Source organism: Corynebacterium tardum (assembly GCF_046717785.1).
GTDB lineage: Bacteria > Actinomycetota > Actinomycetes > Mycobacteriales > Mycobacteriaceae > Corynebacterium.
On record NZ_CP177104.1, the window covers coordinates 1,227,951 to 1,246,176 of the forward strand.

At 63.9% G+C, this 18,226-nt stretch carries 15 protein-coding genes and 1 pseudogene; 13 read left to right on the forward strand and 3 right to left on the reverse strand.

Features of this window, described 5'->3' with window-relative positions; all coding sequences use genetic code 11:
• Window positions 1-60 precede the first annotated feature (60 nt).
• The 4 genes from ACLI1P_RS05915 to ACLI1P_RS05930 all read left to right on the forward strand — a co-directional run bounded on the left by ACLI1P_RS05915 (window position 61) and on the right by ACLI1P_RS05930 (window position 4,287).
• Window positions 61-498, forward strand: a complete 438-nt coding sequence (locus ACLI1P_RS05915; protein ID WP_296132645.1) for a hypothetical protein — start codon at window positions 61-63, stop codon at window positions 496-498.
• A complete protein-coding gene (locus tag ACLI1P_RS05920) occupies window positions 495-809 on the forward strand; it encodes a transcriptional regulator (protein ID WP_408930453.1) in 315 nt (104 codons plus the stop codon). Before ACLI1P_RS05915 ends, ACLI1P_RS05920 begins: the two co-directional genes overlap by 4 nt.
• A 66-nt stretch (window positions 810-875) precedes the next feature.
• Window positions 876-3,077, forward strand: coding sequence for an acyltransferase family protein (locus ACLI1P_RS05925; RefSeq protein WP_411709641.1), 2,202 nt, complete (start codon window positions 876-878; stop codon window positions 3,075-3,077).
• Window positions 3,040-4,287: a glycosyltransferase family 87 protein gene (locus ACLI1P_RS05930; protein ID WP_411709642.1), complete on the forward strand. Its 1,248-nt coding sequence runs from the start codon at window positions 3,040-3,042 to the stop codon at window positions 4,285-4,287. The genes ACLI1P_RS05925 and ACLI1P_RS05930 overlap by 38 nt, the downstream gene beginning before the upstream one ends.
• On the opposite strand, the gene ilvD is transcribed toward ACLI1P_RS05930, so the two are convergent.
• Both ilvD and ACLI1P_RS05940 read right to left on the reverse strand, forming a co-directional pair.
• A complete protein-coding gene (gene ilvD / locus ACLI1P_RS05935) occupies window positions 4,221-6,074 on the reverse strand; it encodes a dihydroxy-acid dehydratase (protein ID WP_411709643.1) in 1,854 nt (617 codons plus the stop codon). The two genes, ACLI1P_RS05930 and ilvD, sit on opposite strands and share 67 nt — an antisense overlap.
• Window positions 6,075-6,076: 2 nt before the next feature.
• A complete protein-coding gene (locus ACLI1P_RS05940) occupies window positions 6,077-6,610 on the reverse strand; it encodes a PH domain-containing protein (protein WP_296132632.1) in 534 nt (177 codons plus the stop codon).
• A 319-nt stretch (window positions 6,611-6,929) separates the two neighbouring features.
• Here ACLI1P_RS05940 and ACLI1P_RS05945 point away from each other — a divergent pair, with 319 nt between their 5' ends.
• The 9 genes and pseudogenes from ACLI1P_RS05945 (at window position 6,930) to ACLI1P_RS05985 (ending at window position 17,107) form a co-directional block, all read left to right on the forward strand.
• Complete coding sequence (locus tag ACLI1P_RS05945; RefSeq protein ID WP_411709644.1) at window positions 6,930-8,753, forward strand: acetolactate synthase large subunit; 1,824 nt, start codon at window positions 6,930-6,932, stop codon at window positions 8,751-8,753.
• Entirely contained in the window at window positions 8,746-9,261 is a 516-nt protein-coding gene (ilvN, locus tag ACLI1P_RS05950) for an acetolactate synthase small subunit (RefSeq protein WP_411709645.1), read from the forward strand. The genes ACLI1P_RS05945 and ilvN overlap by 8 nt, the downstream gene beginning before the upstream one ends.
• An 84-nt stretch (window positions 9,262-9,345) precedes the next feature.
• On the forward strand, window positions 9,346-10,359 hold the full coding sequence (ilvC, locus tag ACLI1P_RS05955; RefSeq protein ID WP_411709646.1) for a ketol-acid reductoisomerase: 1,014 nt from the start codon (window positions 9,346-9,348) through the stop codon (window positions 10,357-10,359).
• A 167-nt stretch (window positions 10,360-10,526) separates the two neighbouring features.
• The gene (locus ACLI1P_RS05960) at window positions 10,527-12,320 is read left to right on the forward strand and encodes a DUF262 domain-containing protein (protein ID WP_306506909.1); all 1,794 of its coding nucleotides are present in this window, start codon (window positions 10,527-10,529) and stop codon (window positions 12,318-12,320) included.
• On the forward strand, window positions 12,310-13,212 hold the full coding sequence (locus ACLI1P_RS05965) for a hypothetical protein (protein ID WP_306506908.1): 903 nt from the start codon (window positions 12,310-12,312) through the stop codon (window positions 13,210-13,212). The genes ACLI1P_RS05960 and ACLI1P_RS05965 overlap by 11 nt, the downstream gene beginning before the upstream one ends.
• A 45-nt stretch (window positions 13,213-13,257) precedes the next feature.
• Complete coding sequence (serA, locus tag ACLI1P_RS05970; protein ID WP_411709647.1) at window positions 13,258-14,844, forward strand: phosphoglycerate dehydrogenase; 1,587 nt, start codon at window positions 13,258-13,260, stop codon at window positions 14,842-14,844.
• Between the two features lie 112 nt (window positions 14,845-14,956).
• Window positions 14,957-15,977, forward strand: a pseudogene (locus ACLI1P_RS05975) (3-isopropylmalate dehydrogenase).
• A 93-nt stretch (window positions 15,978-16,070) separates the two neighbouring features.
• Complete coding sequence (locus ACLI1P_RS05980; RefSeq protein WP_411709648.1) at window positions 16,071-16,880, forward strand: fumarylacetoacetate hydrolase family protein; 810 nt, start codon at window positions 16,071-16,073, stop codon at window positions 16,878-16,880.
• A 59-nt stretch (window positions 16,881-16,939) separates the two neighbouring features.
• The gene (locus ACLI1P_RS05985) at window positions 16,940-17,107 is read left to right on the forward strand and encodes a hypothetical protein (RefSeq protein WP_411709649.1); all 168 of its coding nucleotides are present in this window, start codon (window positions 16,940-16,942) and stop codon (window positions 17,105-17,107) included.
• Here the strand turns inward: ACLI1P_RS05985 and ACLI1P_RS05990 are convergent.
• Window positions 17,104-18,207, reverse strand: coding sequence for an isochorismate synthase MenF (locus ACLI1P_RS05990; protein ID WP_296132603.1), 1,104 nt, complete (start codon window positions 18,205-18,207; stop codon window positions 17,104-17,106). The genes ACLI1P_RS05985 and ACLI1P_RS05990 overlap by 4 nt on opposite strands.
• Between the last annotated feature and the right edge of the window lie 19 nt (window positions 18,208-18,226).

The following is an 18,226-nucleotide window of genomic DNA, read 5'->3' on the forward strand; positions in this document are numbered from 1 at the left end:
TAAGTTGGTTTCCGCAAAGGAAAACATGGTGATCCGAGCCGTGGAAAAGGAGCCTTAGTCGTGCAAAATCAGGATATACAGGAAGCGCTCGCATTTGAGGAGCGGCAACACAAAGCCGCGGCCAAGCGGCCGCCCGTGTGGGCGAACCTGATGGTGGCGGGGGCATATGGTGCGTGGTTTGCCTATATGTGGATCAAGGTTGATGTCCACCCGCTCGTCCTTGTAGGTGGGCTTCTGCTTATTCTCGGTCTACTGGTGGGGCTAGCTTTCTTTTATCGCACAGGGGTTCGGGATTCGATGCGTCAGAAGGTGGATCCTCATGCTTCCCGTAGCGTTACGCGGCGCTACTACGCAGGTTTAGGGTTTTTGTTCTTACCGGCGCTCTTCGGGCCCTTCGTTGAAGGTCACCTCGTAGCCTCGTGCATTGCAGGTGTCCTCTGTGCCGCGGCGGCCTTCTGGACGCTGCACACGGGCGCGCTGGATAGGATGCCGCGATGAATGAACTTGATCCGGTCATCCACCCGCTCAACCGCTTCAAAATTTGTGCCACGCTCACTGCGTTTGGAGCCACGCAGGGCGGGGAGGTAAACCGCGAGATGAAGTTCGCCGTGCTGCGTGACCGCACAGAGCTTTCCGACGCCACCCTGTCCAAGCAGCTGGGCGCCCTCGAATCCGCTGGGTACGTCACGCGCTTCCGCCAGTACGGCACCAGCCGAGCCAAGGATTCGGTGTGGGTGGCGCTTACGGAGTCTGGCAAAGCGGCCTTCGGCGGGCACCTGGCGGCGCTTAAGGAGTTGGCGGGGGACTAAAACCACCACTTCGGAGGTGCGTCCGATGAAGGAATTTCCGAGCATATGTCCTAGGATTTAGGGGCTATGCCGAAATCATCCACCTATCGCACGGACATTGACGGGCTGCGAGGCTTGGCCATCGCGCTGGTCGTGGTCTTTCACGTCTTCGTTGGCAAGGTCTCGGCGGGCGTGGATGTTTTTCTCCTTATCGGCGGTGTTTTCTTCTTCGGGCCGCAGATCCGCAATGCCTTCAACCCCCAGGGACTTACTCCGGTCCAGGCGATCATCCGCATGCTGCGCCGGCTCTTCCCGGCCCTGGTAGTGACAGTTGCTGTCACGCTGGTGCTGGCGCTGCTGGTCTTTCCGCCGACACGGTGGGGCAGGGAGGGCCGCGAGGCGCTGAGCTCTCTGGCCTATATCCAAAATTTTGCCCTGGCGGCCGCCGGGCAGGACTACGCCGCCATCGGCCAAGACGTGAGCACCTACCAGCATCTGTGGTCCATGTCGGCCCAGTTGCAGATCTACATCGGCTCCCTGTTCGTCATCTTTCTTTTCGCCGCCGCGTTCCGGAGCGTCGGCCGCGAGAAGGGGGAGGCCGCAGGTCGCCGCGCGGCGCACTGGATGCTCGGCTTGGCTACCGCGGCAAGTTTTGTGTATGCGATCTACCTGCATGGCGTCGACCAGGGCACGAACTACTACTCGCCGCTGAGCCGCTTCTGGGAGATCGGACTGGGCGGCCTGCTGGGGCTGTGGCTGACGCAACCCGGCACTCAGCGCATGGCGGGCGCCGCCGGGGACGGGCGCAGTCGCACAGATTGGAGCCTCATCGGCCTTGTCCTCATCTTGGCCACGGGCGTGGTCATGGACGGCGCGCAGCAGTTCCCGGGCCCGGCCACTCTCATGCCGCTGGCAGGTGCCGCACTGATCATTACCGTCGGTCCCTCGTCTCTCATGGGCCGCATGCTGACAACCTCGCCATTCCAGTTCTTAGGCCGTATCTCCTATAGCCTCTACCTGTGGCACTGGCCGCTGCTGGTGCTCGTGACCTACCTGCTGAGCGGGGGAGAGTCCAACCGTGATGGCAAGGGAATCCTGGCCGCCGCCGGCACTACTCGCGGGGTCGTGGCAGGCATCGGCGTCATCGTTGTCTCCCTGGTGCTGGCGTGGCTCACGCTGCGCTTCATCGAAACGCCCACCCGGCAAAAGGCCAAGCCCGCGGAGCGCTCCTGGGTTCCGGGGCGGCTAATGGGCAAGGAGCTGGCGGCGTCGGCAGGCGTGGCAGTGCTGACGGTGGGAACCGTGGGAATGGCTGCCTGGGCACAGCCCTCGGCGGTGACGGAATCCAGCCCGAGTGCTAGTGCGACTGCCACCAACGAGTACCCGGGACCGGATGCGCTCCTGCGCGGGGTCAGCGCCTCGCCCCAAAATCCGGTGCCGAACGTGCTCAACCCCATCGAGTCCTTCTACCCGGCCTCACACGACGATGGCTGCACGGCCCTGTTTGATGACGAGGAACCCATCCTGACGCACGACCAGAATGCGGGGTCCACGCCGTGCGCCTACGGCGACGTGGATTCCCCGCGCACGATGTACCTGTTCGGCAATTCGCATGCCGATCACATGCTGCCCGCACTGGACATCGTGGGCGAAGATCAGGGGATCCGCATCATCCCACTGCTGAAGATGGGCTGCTTCCCGGGCGGCGAGCCGAAGCGCTCCGACGGCGTGGACTACCCCGAGTGCGCAACCTGGACCGAGGCGGCGCTGAAACACATGGAAGAGAATCCCTCCACGGACGGCGCCTTCTTGATTTCCACTCAACCCGCGCCCGGAACTTTGGGGCCGGAGCAGACCCCAGAGGGCCTGCGCGGAGTGGTCGAACGCCTCAACAACGCTGGCATGCCGGTGTGGGGCTTGCGCGATGTTCCCTGGCCGCATAACGCAGCCGGGCCCTTAAACGTGCGCGATTGCGTGGCGGCCGGGGGATTCATCCCAGGAGATCCGCTGCTCGATTGCGGCACGGCGCGCGAGGACTCGTTGCTAGCAGAAAACCCAGCGCCGGGCGTACTGGCTGGTTTGGACGTGACTCACATGGACCTCACGCACGCGATGTGCGGGCCGGAGCGCTGCCCCGGAGTCATTGGCAATGTGCTGGCGTATCGCGATTCCTCACACCTGACGAACAAGTACGCGGCAATGCTGAGCGACGAGCTGGAGCGGCAAATGTTCGGTGGTACGCTACCTAGCGATGAACCTGTTGAAGAACCTGCTCCCGCCGGCGTCTGACCCAGACTGGCGGGGCCCGGCAACCCGGTTGCTGTACCTCATTGCCGGTTTCATGGCTTTCGGGGCCGTGGTGTGGTCCCCGGCCGGGACCAGCGGCTCCGATTTCGATCCCATTTGGTACGCAGTGGAGAAATACGTCCATGGCCGTCCGGTCTATGACGAGGACTATTCCACGCTAGACCCGCACTATCTGTACTCGCCGGGGGCGACGTTTTTGCTGGGGCCCATTGGCTGGCTGCCCGGCCGGGACAGTGCCCGCACCATTATGATGTGGCTGGGCGCGGCCTCGATCTTCGCTGCGCTGTGGCTGTTGGCCGCCTCCGTCGCGGTGCGTTATCGAGGAAAAATTTTCGCCGGGTTGGTCATTGCGGCCTGCGCCTTCGATGAACCGGTGCAGAGCACGCTGAGCCTGACCAACATCAACGGTTTCCTCTTCCTCTTGGAGGTGCTGTTCGCGCTGCTCACCGTCAAGCTGCTGGCGCGCGGCTGGCGGGCGGGGCTGAAGTCCTGGGAAGCGGTTGCCGCAGGCGTCATCCTGGGCGTGGCGATGACCATCAAGCCGCAATTTCTAGCACTGGCCGTGGTCTCGCTGCTGGCTGGGCAGCTTACCGTGCTCATCGTGGCCGGCGTATTCATGGTGGTGGTTTTCGCCGCCGGGTGGCTGACTATGGCGCGGCCACAGGACTACTTTGAGCGCCTCGTGCCGTACCTGGGCCAGGCGCGCGACTATGACAACGGCTCGATTGAGGGCGTGGGCCGCCAGCTGGGCTGGTCAGAAGGCGTTATTAACGCTGCGATTGTGGCACTCCTCGTCGTGGTGGCCATTGCGCTGGTGGCGCTGTGGCGCTATAAGCGAGAGCAACCGGTGGTCTGGGTGTACTGCTCACTAGGCGTGCTGTTCGCCGGCGTGCTCATGTCCACCGGACTCATGCAGGGCTATTACTGCATCTGGCTGCTGCCGTTGATCGCCACGGTGATGATCCCCGGCAGTCCTGCCCGTACCTGGGTTCTTGCGCTGGCTGCGTGGTGCTTGGTCTCGTCCGCTGCGGCGCCGGAGGGCCTGTGGGCGCCGGCGGAGGCCATCTTCCGCTGGCGCTCCTCCCTGGCCTGGGCGGCCGTGCCACTCATCACGGCCTGGATGGCCTACCGGACGAGGCCGTCGACCACGCGCACCGCACCCCGATCGGCGGAGGTCGCCATGGCGGCGTAGGCACGCAGCGCCTTGGTGACCGGCCGGTTGCGGTCCTTCGGGGTCCAGGGGCGCTCGCGCTGTTCCTCGGCGGCGCGACGGCGCTCCAGCACGTCCTCGTCCACGTCGAGGGTGAGCTGGCGCTCGCGGATGTTGATGGTGATGGGGTCGCCGTTTTCCACGAGGCCGATGAGGCCGCCGTGGGCAGCTTCGGGGGAGATGTGCCCGATAGACAGGCCGGAGGTGCCGCCGGAGAAGCGGCCGTCTGTAATCAAGGCGCAGGCCTTGCCCAGGCCGGAGCCCTTCAGGAAGGACGTCGGGTGCAGCATCTCCTGCATGCCCGGGCCGCCGGACGGGCCCTCGTAGCGGATAACGATGACGTCGCCGGCCTGGACTTCCTTCTTGAGGATGATGGACACCGCCTCCTCCTGGGATTCCACCACGCGGGCGGGGCCGGTAAACGTCCACAGCTCCTCGTCCACGCCGGCCGCCTTGACGATGGCGCCGTTGGGGGCCAGGTTGCCGCGCAGGACCACCAGGCCGCCGTCGGCGGTGAAGGCGTGCTCGGCGTCGTGAATGCAGCCGTTGACGGCGTCGGTATCGAGCTCGTCCCAGCGGTTGGACTGGGAGAACGGCTCGGTGGTGCGCACGCCACCCGGGGCAGCGTGGAAGAGCTCGAGGGCGGCCTCGGTGGGGGACTCGCCGCGAATGTCCCAGTCATCGAGCCATTCCTCCACGTTGTCGTAGAGGGCGGAGTGCACCTTGAGGTTGAGGTGTCCGGCGCGGCGCAGCTCTCCCAGGATGGCGGGGATGCCGCCGGCGCGGTGCACGTCCTCGATGTGGTACGTGCCGTTGGGAGCCACCTTGGACAGACAGGGCACGCGGTAGGAGATCTCGTTGATGTCCTCCAGCGTGAAGTCCACCTCGCCCTCTTGGGCCGCAGCCAGCGTGTGGAGGATGGTGTTGGTGGAGCCACCCATGGCCATATCCAGTGCCATGGCGTTGGTGAAGGCCTCCTTCGTGGCGATTGCTCGTGGCAGGACGCCGTCGACCTCCTCGCCGTAGTAGCGCTGGCACATCTCGACGATGGTGCGCCCGGCGTCCTCGAAGAGGCGACGGCGGAAGGCGTGGGTTGCCAGGGTCGTACCGTTGCCGGGCAGGGCGAGGCCCAGGGCCTCGGTGAGGCAGTTCATGGAATTGGCGGTGAACATGCCGGAGCAGGAGCCACACGTGGGGCAGGCGGATTCCTCCACCTGGGCCAGGCCGGCATCGGAGACATCCTCGCTAGCTGAGGCCGTAATGGCCGTAATCAGATCCGTCGGAGCATGGGCGACACCATCGACGACGACGGCCTTGCCGGCCTCCATCGGGCCGCCCGAGACGAAGATAGTGGGGATATTGAGGCGCAGCGCGGCATTGAGCATGCCCGGGGTGATCTTGTCGCAGTTAGAGATACACACCAGGGCGTCGGCAGTATGGGCGTTGACCATGTACTCGATGGAATCGGAGATGATCTCGCGCGAAGGCAGAGAGTAGAGCATGCCGCTGTGACCCATGGCAATGCCGTCATCGACAGCAATGGTGTTGAACTCCTTGGGCACGCCGCCGGCCTCCCGCACGGCGTCGGCCACGATATCGCCGACGTTTTTGAGGTGGACGTGGCCGGGTACGAACTGGGTATACGAGTTGGCGATGGCAACAATTGGCTTGCCAAAGTCGTTCTCCTTGGTGCCGGTGGCGCGCCAGAGGGCGCGGGCGCCAGACGCCTGGCGGCCGACGGTAGTGACTTTGGAGCGCAGGGGATACATGATTAATCCTTCAGTTCGGGGTGGGCTTTGAGGTAGGAGGCGTATTCCTCTTGGGAGAGGAGGACTTGCTGGCCGTCGCGGTGGATGATGACCACCTTGTCGTCGGCGGCGTCGCGGCCGGCGGTGAGAGCATCGGGGATGCGACCCCGAGAGGCCTGTGCCAAGCGTGGGAGTGAATTAAAAGTCACGCCGGGCAGGTTGAGGGTCTTGCCCGCAGCGGTGCGGGCGAAGGCGCGGGAGCGCTGGAACCCGATTCCCCGGAAGGTGTCCCACCCGATGTGTACGGGGCCGCGGAAACCGTAGGTGATGTCGATGCCCTTCTCGCTCACGACGGTCCGCGCGCGCAGCACCCACCAGATGGCGAGCGCTGGGAAGATAAGTACCCAGGCCAGGTATTTCGGCGCCCAGCCGATGCTTAAGAAGGCGATGGCGGCTAGTAGTCCGATGCCCAGGAGGTGCTCGCGCGTGGGCTTGAAAACCTCGGCCGTGGAACGGCCTGAGGGCTGGGACGCTTTCTGCGGGTGTGAGGACGTCATAACAGGCCATCGTAATTGACAGTGCGACGCGGTGGCGACATGCCCCGTTGATGCCGCGCCTCATAATGTTTCATAACTTGGGATTTAAATCTCAAAAATCTGGTTTTAGTTATGCAAGGGCCACCTATAGGTGTATAGTTTGTCACATGATGAATATTCGACTTCTTCCTGTGGTATCAACGCGGCGCGTGCCGTAGTGGCTCACTAGGTGACGTCGACAAGCAAGCGCCCTCGCCGCCTTCCCTATAGAAGGTGAGACGGGGGCTTTGCTTTTTCATCAATTTCTCCGAATAACACTTCAGTAAGGAGTACACCTATCGTGGCAGCTTCCACACCGCCAACGCAGAAACCCGAACGAATTACGGGCGCACAGGCAATTGTCCGTACCCTTGAAGACCTTGGCACCGAAGTTGCCTTCGGTATTCCCGGAGGTGCCATCCTTCCGTTCTACGATGCTCTGTCTGAATCCACGACTCTGCGACACGTACTGACACGCCATGAGCAGGGTGCCGGCCACGCTGCCGAGGGCTATGCCCAGGCCAGCGGCAAGGTCGGCGTCATGATCGCCACCTCCGGCCCGGGTGCAACCAACCTGGTCACCCCGCTGGCCAACGCCAACCTGGACTCCACTCCGGTCGTGGCCATCACCGGTCAGGTGGGCACCTCGCTGCTGGGTACCGATGCCTTCCAGGAGGCCGATATTCGCGGCGTGGCCATGCCGATCACCAAGCACAGCTTCATGGTTAAGGACGTCAATGACATCCCGGCGGCGATTGCTGCCGCGTTCCACCTGGCCTCCAGCGGTCGTCCCGGCCCGGTCCTCGTGGACATCCCGAAGGACGTGCAGAACGCCCACATGGACTACACTGGAATTTCTGAGATGCCCCTGCCGGGCTACAACCCGGTGACGACGCCGGAGTCGAGCGAGATCGCCAAGGCGGTGGAGCTCATCGCCCGCGCCGAGCGGCCGATTCTCTACATTGGCGGCGGTGTGGTGAAGGCTGGCGCTACCCGTGAGCTGATCGAATTTGCGGAGCTGACCGGCATCCCGGTTACTACCACCCTGATGGCGCTCGGTGCCTTCCCGGAGTCCCACGCGCAGCACCTGGGCATGGCCGGCATGCACGGCACCGTGCCCGCCGTGGCGGGCCTGCAGCGCTCGGACCTCATTATTGCCATCGGCGCTCGCTTCGACGACCGCGTGACCGGTGATACCTCCACCTTCGCTCCGGAGGCTGAAGTTATTCACGCCGACATCGATCCGGCGGAGCTGGGCAAGATCCGCGAGGCCGCAGTGGGGATCGTGGGCGATGCCCGCGAGGTCCTGGCGCAGCTCACGGAGGCCTACCGCGGCAAGTCTGCACCTGACATCGCGGAGTGGATGGATTACCTGCGCGATCTGCAGAAGCGTTTCCCGCGCGGCTACGAGCGCACCTCGGATGGCCTGCTCAACCCGCAGCACGTCCTGGAGGAGCTCAGCGCCCAGGTGGGTCCGGAGGCAATCTACTGCGCCGGCGTGGGTCAGCACCAGATGTGGTCCGCCCAGTTCCTGGACTTCGAGCACCCTCGCACCTGGGTCAACTCCGGCGGCGCGGGAACCATGGGCTACGCCGTGCCGGCTGCCCTCGGTGCCAAGGCTGCGTGCCCGGATAAGGAAGTCTGGGCTATCGATGGCGATGGCTGCTTCCAGATGACGAACCAGGAGCTGACCACTGCTGCCGTGGAGGGCCTGCCGGTCAAGGTGGCTGTGATCAACAACGGCAACCTGGGCATGGTCCGCCAGTGGCAGACGCTGTTCTACGACCAGAACTACTCCAACACCAAGTTGCGCGAGCGCGACGAGTACATTCCGGACTTTGTCCAGCTCAGCGAGGCGCTGGGCTGCGAGGCAATTCGCGTGACGAAGGAAGAGGAAATCATCCCGGCGATTAAGCGCGCGCGGGAGATCAACGACCGCCCGGTGGTTATTGACTTCATTGTGGGGCAGGACGCCCAGGTGTGGCCAATGATTTCCGGTGGCTCCTCCAACGAGGAGATCCAGTACGCGAAGGGCCTGCGCCCGCTTTTCGACGACGACGAGTCCGCGGCCGAGGAACCGGCCAACATCGACGAAACTATTGAGGAGGCCGAGAACGATGACTAAAGACGATATCTCCCGCCACACCCTGTCGGTCCTAGTCCAGGACATCGAAGGCATCATTTCCCGCGTGACCGGTATGTTCACCCGTCGCGGCTATAACCTAGTGTCCCTGGTCTCTGCACACACGGAGACCGAGGGGATTAACCGCCTGACCATCGTGTTGGATTCGACCGATGCCATGGCGGAGCAGGTGGCCAAGCAGCTCAACAAGCTGGTCCCGGTACTCAAGGTGGTGGAGCTCGAGCAGGAGCACACCATCGCGCGCGCCATTGTGTTGATTAAGGTCTCGGCGGACAATTCCAACCGCACGCAGGTGGTCGAAGCCGCCAAGCTCTTCCGCGCTCACGTTGTGGACGTGGCCCCGGAGTCTGTGGTCATTGAGGCCACCGGTACGCCGTCGAAGTTGCGTGCGCTTCTCGACATTGTGGAGCCCTTCGGTATCTGCGAGCTGGTGCAATCCGGGCACGTGGCGCTGGAGCGCGGTCCGCAGGCGTTTGCGCTGTCGGAATAAATATCTCACATTATGGGCGCAGCGTCCCATATTGTGATACAACGGAGTCGGCACATTCGCACACCAGAGTAAGGATTGAGCATCATGGCTATTGAAACTCTCTATGATTCCGACGCCGACCTGTCCATCATCCAGGGCCGTAAGGTGGCCATCATCGGCTACGGATCCCAGGGGCACGCTCACGCGATGAACCTGCGTGATTCCGGCGTTGAGGTGGTCATCGGTCTGCGTGAGGGGTCCAAGTCCCGCCAGAAGGCGGAGGAAGCCGGTTTTCAGGTTCTGTCTACTGCAGACGCCGCCAAGGAGGCCGACGTCATCATGGTCTTGGCGCCGGATACCTCCCAGGCGGACATCTTTAGCCAGGATATCGAGCCGAACCTGGAAGCGGGCAACGCCCTCTTCTTTGGCCACGGCCTCAACATCCACTTCGGCCTGATCAAGCCGGCGGAGAACATCACCGTTGGCATGATCGCCCCGAAGGGTCCGGGCCACTTGGTCCGCCGCCAGTTCGTCGACGGCAAGGGTGTTCCGTGCCTGATTGCGACCGAGCAGGACCCGCAGGGCGAGGGCCGCGAGCTGACTCTGTCCTACGCCGCCGCCATTGGTGGCGCGCGTGCCGGCGTTATCCCCACCACCTTCAAGGATGAGACCGAGACCGACCTGTTCGGTGAGCAGGCTGTCCTGTGCGGTGGCGTGGAGTTCCTCATCATGAAGGGCTTCGAGGTTCTCACCGAGGCCGGCGACGAGCCGGAGATGGCTTACTTCGAGGTCTGCCACGAGATGAAGCTCATCGTTGACCTCATCGTCGAGGGCGGTATCCAGAACATGAACTACTCCTGTTCTGACACCGCCGAGTTCGGCGGCTACCTCTCCGGCCCGCGCATCATCGATGACTCCGTGAAGGAGCGCATGAAGGACGTCCTGAGTGACATCCAGGACGGCACCTTTGTCAAGCGCCTTGTTGCCAACGTGGAGGGCGGCAACAAGGAGCTGGAGGACCTGCGCGCGAAGGTGAACAACCACCCGATTGAGCAGACCGGTACCCAGCTGCGTGACCTGATGAGCTGGGTCAAGAACCCGCTGGACGCCACTGCTTAAACAAGCTACGTAACGGTTCCACTGAAAGTCCTTCTTACTGGATTAGATTCCGGTGAGGGGGACTTTTCCCATGGATGGGTAGGGCAGTGTAGGGAAGGGACGGCGCAGATTAGTGATATACGCACACAAACGGGCATATTCTCACATCGACGGGTAGTCTCAGAAGCATGGGTTTCACAACGCCAAGCTATGACCTCAACGACCTCTTCGCCCGTATTGACCGCGGTGATATCCAGCTCCCGGATTTTCAGCGCGCCTACGCGTGGGATGAGGATCGTATTCGTTCTCTCCTCGTTACTGTCCTGCGCGGCTATCCCGTCGGTGCCTTCATGGCCCTGGACACCCGCAACGAAGCCATGCGCTTCCGCCCCCGCGCGCTGGCCGGCGCACCCGATACCGGTGTAAACCCGGGCCTGCTGTTGCTGGATGGACAGCAGCGCCTGACCACCCTGTATCACTGCTTCCGCGGGGATGGTTACGTGGACACCACCGACTTCCGCTCCAAGAAGGTCTCTCGTAAGTACTACGTGGACCTGCGCAAGGCCGCGTCCGAGGACATCATGCCGGACGAGGCAGTCTTCGCCGTCAATCAGCTTGGAGACCTGCGCTCCCACTTTGCGCCAGATATCGAAGGTGCCATCACCAGCCGTGAGGCCGCAGTTAACGAATGCTGCATCCCGGTGTCGGCGCTGTTGAGCGAAGAGGGTACGAGCATGCTCTTCGAGCTTGCCGCCGCCAACGACGGGGCATACCGCGATGCCGTGGCTGCCTTCAACAACCGCATCCTGCGCCCGCTGTCCGGCTACACCGTGCCGATGATCCGCCTGTCGCGCGAAACGGCGCGTTCCGGCATCGGTTCCATCTTCGCGCAGGTTAATTCCGCGGGCTTGCAGATGGACGTCTTTGATCTTCTCACCGCGGTGTTCGCCTCGGAGGACCCGGACTTCCATTTGGCGGATGACTGGGCAGCAGCGGAGAAGCAGCTGCGCGTGTCCCCGGCGCTGGACGGCATTGGCCGCAACGAGTTCCTGTCCGCCGTCTCACTGCTGGTGTCCAGCGAGAAGGGCAACGCCGGCGGACAGCGTGAGGACATCCTGCAGCTGTCCCTGGCGGAATACCGTGAGGCATCTCAGACCCTGGTTATCACCTTCAAGGAGGTCGCGGAGTTCCTGGCTGAGCGCTGCATCCTGTCGCTCGCGCAGGTGCCCTACAGCGAGCAGATTATCCCGTTGGCGGTCATCCTGGCTCGCCTGGCCAAGCGCAGTGGCGTGCTATCCAAGCAGGATGCGTGGAACCGTCTCAACCAGTGGTTCTGGAGCGGCGTATTCGGTGAGCTGTACGGCTCTGCGGCGGTTCGCCTGCGGGCCGGCCGCGACGTGGACGAGGTCACCCCGTGGGTCGCGGGTGAGACCGAGGAGGTGCCAAAGACGGTGCGTGACGCGTCCTTCCGCGAGTCCCGCCTGCTCTCCGTCGGCGAAAACGACGGCGTGTGGCACGGCCTCTACGCTCTGCTCATGTCCCGCGGCGCGAAGGATTGGCGCACCGGCCAGCCATTCAACCGCCGCACGTTCACCGACCTGCAGCCGGGCTTTTTCCCCATCTTCCCGCTGGGCTGGTGCCAGCGCCATGGCGTGAGCCCCGTCTTGGCCAACTCCGTGCTCAACCGCACCCCGATGGGCAAGCGCACCGAGGTCGTGCTGGACGGGCACTCGCCGGAGCGCTACCTGCCGCGCGTGCAGTCTAAGTCCATCATGGAGGACGCAGAGTTCGACAGCGTTCTCGCGTCGCACGACCTTGACCCGGAGCTGCTGACCTCCAAGACCGCGTACCAGTTCTTCGCGGACCGCCGCGAGCGTTTCGTGGGCATGGTGGAATACGCGCTCGATAAGGCGGTTGTCCGCGATGTTGATGAGGCCAACCTGTCCGGTGGTGAAGAGGGGCCACAGGCATTTGCGCGGTAGCCCACTTCTAGCCCTGCTCGCGGCGCTGGCCGTGGGCGGGGGAGCGCTGAGCGGTTGTTCCACGTACGGGCGCGGCGAGCCGCTGGTCACGCAGGAGATTACGGACGTCCCCGACGCCGACATTGATCTCGATCGCGCGAGCGAGGAGAACCGCCTGCGGCTGATCGATCCCAGATTCGATCACATGGTGGCCGTCTTCGACGACACGACGGGCATGGAAAGCGCCAGGCTGTTGTTCCAGGAGTCCAACACGCTGATTATTGCGGCGGATTCGGACGCGGCGTCGCTCAGGGCGGCGTCGCTCAGCGTGGCCCAACGCGTGCCAATGGTGACCTACAGCGATGACATCCGCACGGACATTGCGGAACTGGCCACTGACCTGGGCGTCAGACAAATCGTCGTGGTAGGCAACGTGCCGTGGGCTAGCCACTCCGGGGAGTGGGAGGTGGTGCAGGACCCCGGCAACACGAAGGCGCTGGGTGAGTACACGGCCTTCCGGTTCACCTCCAAGGTGGTCAAGGATCCCTCCCGCATGGTGGACAACATTGCGCACCTCGACGCCAATGCCCACACCGAATTGAAGGCGGCGTGGGAGCCTCTTGAACAGCACCTGAGCAAGGAGAAGATGCCGGCGATCCCGGCCCAAGCTCGGCGCGACGCCCAGATGGCTCCCGTGATGGTGGCGACGGCGAACAGTCCGTTGGCCAATGTGGCCAACGCCAACGCGTACGGAGCTACGGTGATGGTCATGCCGGATCCGGATCCGTCGGCCACCAAGGTAGGTGCGGCGATGACTGCGGGTCTGGCGAAGGGGCCGATCGTGGCGCTGGGCCCAGAATTTGGTTCGGTGACAGATTTTACGCATAAAATCGCTCGAGGCTGGAAAGAATAAACTACACTTCACGGCATCCTATTCATCCCTCAACTGAAGGAATCTATGTCGAAGCCGGTCGTCCTCATTGCAGATAAGCTCGCCGAATCCACCGTCACCGCCCTGGGAGAATCCGTCGAGGTCCGCTGGGTAGACGGCCCGAACCGCGCGGAGCTGTTGGCGGCGGTTCCAAAGGCGGATGCGCTGCTCGTGCGTTCTGCCACGACTGTCGACGCCGACGTGCTCGCCGCCGCACCGAACCTCAAGGTTGTTGGCCGGGCCGGCGTGGGGCTGGACAACGTGGACATCCCGGCCGCCACCGAGCGGGGCGTCATGGTGGTCAACGCGCCGACCTCGAATATTCACTCGGCCTGCGAGCAGGCTATCGCCCTGCTCCTCGCCACCGCGCGCCAGGTCCCGGCGGCAGATCAGTCGCTGCGGCAGGGCGAGTGGAAGCGTTCCGCCTTCAAGGGAGTGGAGATCTTTGGCAAGACCATTGGCATCGTCGGTTTTGGGCACATTGGCCAGCTCTTCGCCCAGCGCCTCCAGGCCTTTGAAACGACGGTGATCGCGCACGATCCCTACGCCAACCCAGCCCGCGCGGGCGCACTGGGTGTGGAGCTGGTGAGCTTGGATGAGCTCATGATGCGCTCGGACTTCGTGACTATTCACCTGCCCAAGACTCCGGAGACTGCCGGCATGTTTGATGCCGAGCTGCTGGCCAAGGCCAAGCAGGGGCAGATCATCATCAACGCCGCGCGCGGCGGACTCGTGGATGAGCAAGCTCTGGCGGAGTCCATCAAGGCGGGGCACCACCGCGGCGCGGGCTTCGACGTGTATGCCACCGAGCCCTGCACGGATTCCCCGCTCTTCGCGCTCCCGCAGGTCACCGTGTCCCCGCACCTGGGCGCTTCCACCGTGGAGGCCCAAGACCGCGCCGGAACGGACGTTGCTGCCTCCGTGCTCAAGGCCCTGGCCGGTGAGTTCGTGACGGATGCCGTCAATGTGGAAGGTGGCAAGGTGGGCGAGGAGGTCGCCGGCTGGTTGGACCTTACCCGCAAACTGGGCCTGGTGGCCGGCAACCTGCTGGGATCGGCGCCAGTGGCGGTGGAGGTGGAGGCCTGCGGTGAGCTCTCCACCGAGGACGTCTCCGCTCTGGGACTCTCCGCGGTGCGCGGCCTGTTCTCCGGGGTGGTGTCGGAGTCCGTCACCTTCGTCAACGCCATGCAGATTGCGGAAAGCCGGGGAGTGAGCGTTGATGTGAAAACCAACGTGGAGTCCAAGGGGCACCGCTCTTCCGTGGTGGTGAAGATTATCGGCGCGGGCGGCGAGGTATCGCAGCTTACGGGTGCGCTGATTGGCATCGACGGCGTGGAGAAATTTGTCCGCATCAACGGCCGCGGCGTGGACATGCGCGCGACGGGGCGTAATCTCTTCTTCTCCTACAAGGACGCCCCGGGTGCTCTGGGTACGGTGGGCACGAAGCTGGGCTCGGCCGGCATCAACATTGTCGCTGCAGCGCTGACCCAGGGCAAGGAGGTCGATGACGCTGTCCTTATCCTGCGCGTGGAGAGCGAGGTGCCGGAGGAGCTCATCGAGGACATCAACGCCGCGCTGGGGGCGAACTGCCACCAGCTCGACCTTGACGCTTAAGTAGTCTTTCCGGCTGCTGCGTTGGTGTGCAGAGTTCCCCGAGTCGCTGATCTGCCGCGGCCTAACTGGTACGCTCGCAAGTATCCAATATGTGAGAAAGGAATTCCACAATATGAAACTTGCAGTGATTGGCGGCGACGGTATCGGCCCGGAGGTCACCGCGGAGGCGCTCAAGGTTCTGCGCGCCGTGCGCGCGGACATTGAGGTCACCGACTACGACCTGGGGGCGCGGCGCTACCTGCGCAACGGCGAGCTGCTCACCGAGGAGGACCTGGCCTCCCTGCGCGAGCACGACGCCATCCTGCTTGGTGCTATCGGCGCCCCGGGAAAGGTTCCGCCCGGGGTATTGGAGCGCGGCCTGCTGTTGAAGATGCGGTTCGCCCTGGACCATCACGTCAACCTGCGCCCCTCCAAGCTGTATCCCACGGCCACCTCGCCGCTGGCGAACCCGGGGGATATCGATTTCGTCGTGGTGCGCGAGGGAACCGAGGGGCTGTACTGCGGCAACGGCGGAACGCTGCGGGAAGGAACGGAGCATGAGGTAGCCTCCGAGGTCTCCCAGAACACCCGCTTTGGCGTGGAGCGCGTGGTGCGCGACGCGTTCGAGCGCGCCATGAGGCGGCGCAAGCACGTCACGCTCGTGCACAAGACCAACGTCCTGGTCAACGCCGGTGGGCTGTGGCAGCGCACTGTCGACGGGGTGGCGAAGGACTACCCCGAGGTCACGGTAGACTACAACCACATTGATGCCGCCACCATTTATATGGTTACGGATCCGGGGCGTTACGACGTCATCGTAACCGACAACCTCTTTGGCGATATCCTCACCGACTTCAGCCGGCGCCGTCACCGGCGGCATTGGGTTGGCGGCCTCGGGAAATATTGACGCCTCGGGCGCGAATCCCTCGATGTTTGAACCAGTGCACGGTTCCGCGCCGGATATTGCGGGCACGGGCATCGCAGACCCGACCGCCGCGATTCTGTCTGCGGCCATGCTGTTGCGCCACCTGGGAGACGAGGAGAACGCGGCGCGCGTAGAAGAGGCGGTGGCCCAGGATGTGGCCGCCCGCGGCGAAGGCCCGGTGCGCACCGCCGAGGTCGGGGACCGCATCGCCGCCGCGCTTTCTACCTAGCGGGAAACTCGCCCGCAAAGAGCGGGGAATTAGCAGCCTTCACAGTGCGGGCTGGCTCGCGTGTGAAGAAACCTCACGAGTAGGATGTCCGTTATGCGTTTAGGACGAATTGCCCACACTGAAGGAATCTGTTTCGCCATCATCGATGGCCCCGCCGACGCCCCGCTGGACCAGCTGGTGGCCAAGGAAATCGCCGGCACCCCGTTCACCCCGCCGGAGCCCACGGGCCGCGTGTGGCCGCTGAGCCAGGTTCGCCTCTTGGCTCCGACGCTGCCCACCAAGGTGGTTGCCCTGGGCCGCAATTACGCCGACCACGTGGCCGAGGTGTTCAAGGAGTCCGCCGAGCACCTGCCGCCGACCATCTTCATCAAGCCGTCGACGGCCGTGGTGGGCCCGGGCGCGCCCATCAAGATTCCGGAGTTCGCCACCAACGTCGAGTTCGAGGGCGAGCTCGCCGTGGTGATCTCCAAGGTGTCGAAGAATATCGATCCGGAGAACTGGCGCGATCACGTTGCGGGCTACACCATCTGCAACGATGTTTCGTCTCGTGACCTGCAGTTTAAGGACGGGCAGTGGGCCCGTGCTAAGGGTATCGACACCTTCTGCCCGCTGGGACCGTGGATCGAGACGGATCTGGATTGCATCGACCTGGAGGATCAGAAGATCAATGCGTACCTGACCCACGAGGGCAAGCGCGAGCAGAAGCAGGACTCGAACACCGACCAGATGATCGTCAAGATGGGCGGCATTCTCGCGGAGATTTCGCAGTCCTACACGCTGCTGCCGGGTGATGTCATCACGACCGGTTCCCCGGCCGGCACTGCCCCCATGGTTCCGGGCGATACCATCGAGATCGAAATCCCAGGTGTCGGCAGCCTCACCAACCCGATCGTAAGGGCCTAACGAGGACGGATACGTCCAGCACCCACAACCACGCTCCACAGCTTCCCACTGCTGCGGAGATGGAGCAGAGCTACCGCGACAGCGAGCAGGTGTGGTCGGGCAATCCCAACGCCACGCTTGTCGACGTCGCCTCGGGCCTCCAGCCAGGAACGGCGCTCGACATCGGGTGCGGTGTAGGCGTCGATGCGTGCTGCTTGAAGGAGCAGGTGGCTACTCGCCCGGCCTAGAGGCCAAGAGCCTTGAGAATGGTTCGTAGCTTCGCGCTGGTCTCCTGCAACTCTGCGTCGGGCTCGGAGTCGGCCACGATTCCGCCGCCGGCCCAGGCGCGAGCGGAGAGGCCGTCGCCAGCGACCTCCGCGCAGCGGATGGCCACCATGTATTCGCCGTCGCCGGAATTATCACACCAGCCCACTGCGCCGGCGTAGAAGCCGCGGTCAGTTTCCGCGGTTTCGATGAGTGCCTGGGCGGCCTCGGTGGGAGTGCCGCAAATCGCGGGGGTGGGGTAGACCAACTCGGCTAGCTCTAGTGCCGTCATATCTGGGTTCTTCAGCGTGCCTGCGATCGGCGTGCCCAGGTGCCACATCTCATTGGTGGACATGAGTTCTGGGGTGGTGGGGGCGTCCAAGCTGGTGCATAGCGGCTCCAGGATGCGGCGCAGGTGATCGACCACAAAGGCGTGCTCGCCCAAGTCCTTCTGCGAGTGCTGCAGATCCTTGCCCGCCATGATGTCCCGAGAATTATCGGCGTGGCGCGGCGCGGAACCCGCGAGCGGGAAAGCGGTGACGGTAGAGCCCTGCTTCTTGATGAGCACCTCCGGGGAGGACCCCACCAGCATGGCACCTGGCCGCCCGGCCGGGGTGAGATCCGCGATGAACCCATCGCGGTGGGAGGACATATCGATCAGGCGTGCTGCCACGAGTAGCGGGTCCACTGCCGTGAGAAACTCGATGTCCACAGCGCGGGCCAGCACCACTTTGTCCAGCTTGGAGGATTCGATGGTGGCGATGGCCGCCTCGATGCGGCGCAGGTGCTCCTCCGGTTCCGGATCGAAGCCGGTGACGCGGGCGCCCAGGGCACCGCGGCGGTAGTAAGCATGGGGTTCCAGCGGGCCGTCTTCCCGAATGATCTTCTCGGGCACCGTGAGGGCGGCATCCTCGCCCTTGTGAAAGGGCAATGCTCCGACAACCATCTCCGCCGCGCCGCTGCGCAGGGCGTCTACGGCGTCGTCGACCTGGGTAAACGTCCGGCGTGCGCCTTGGGTGCGCACGGAGCCTGTCGCGCGGGACAGGAGGAAGTCGGGGGCGGTAGACGGTCTGCTTTCACACATGACCGTTAACTTTAGTTCC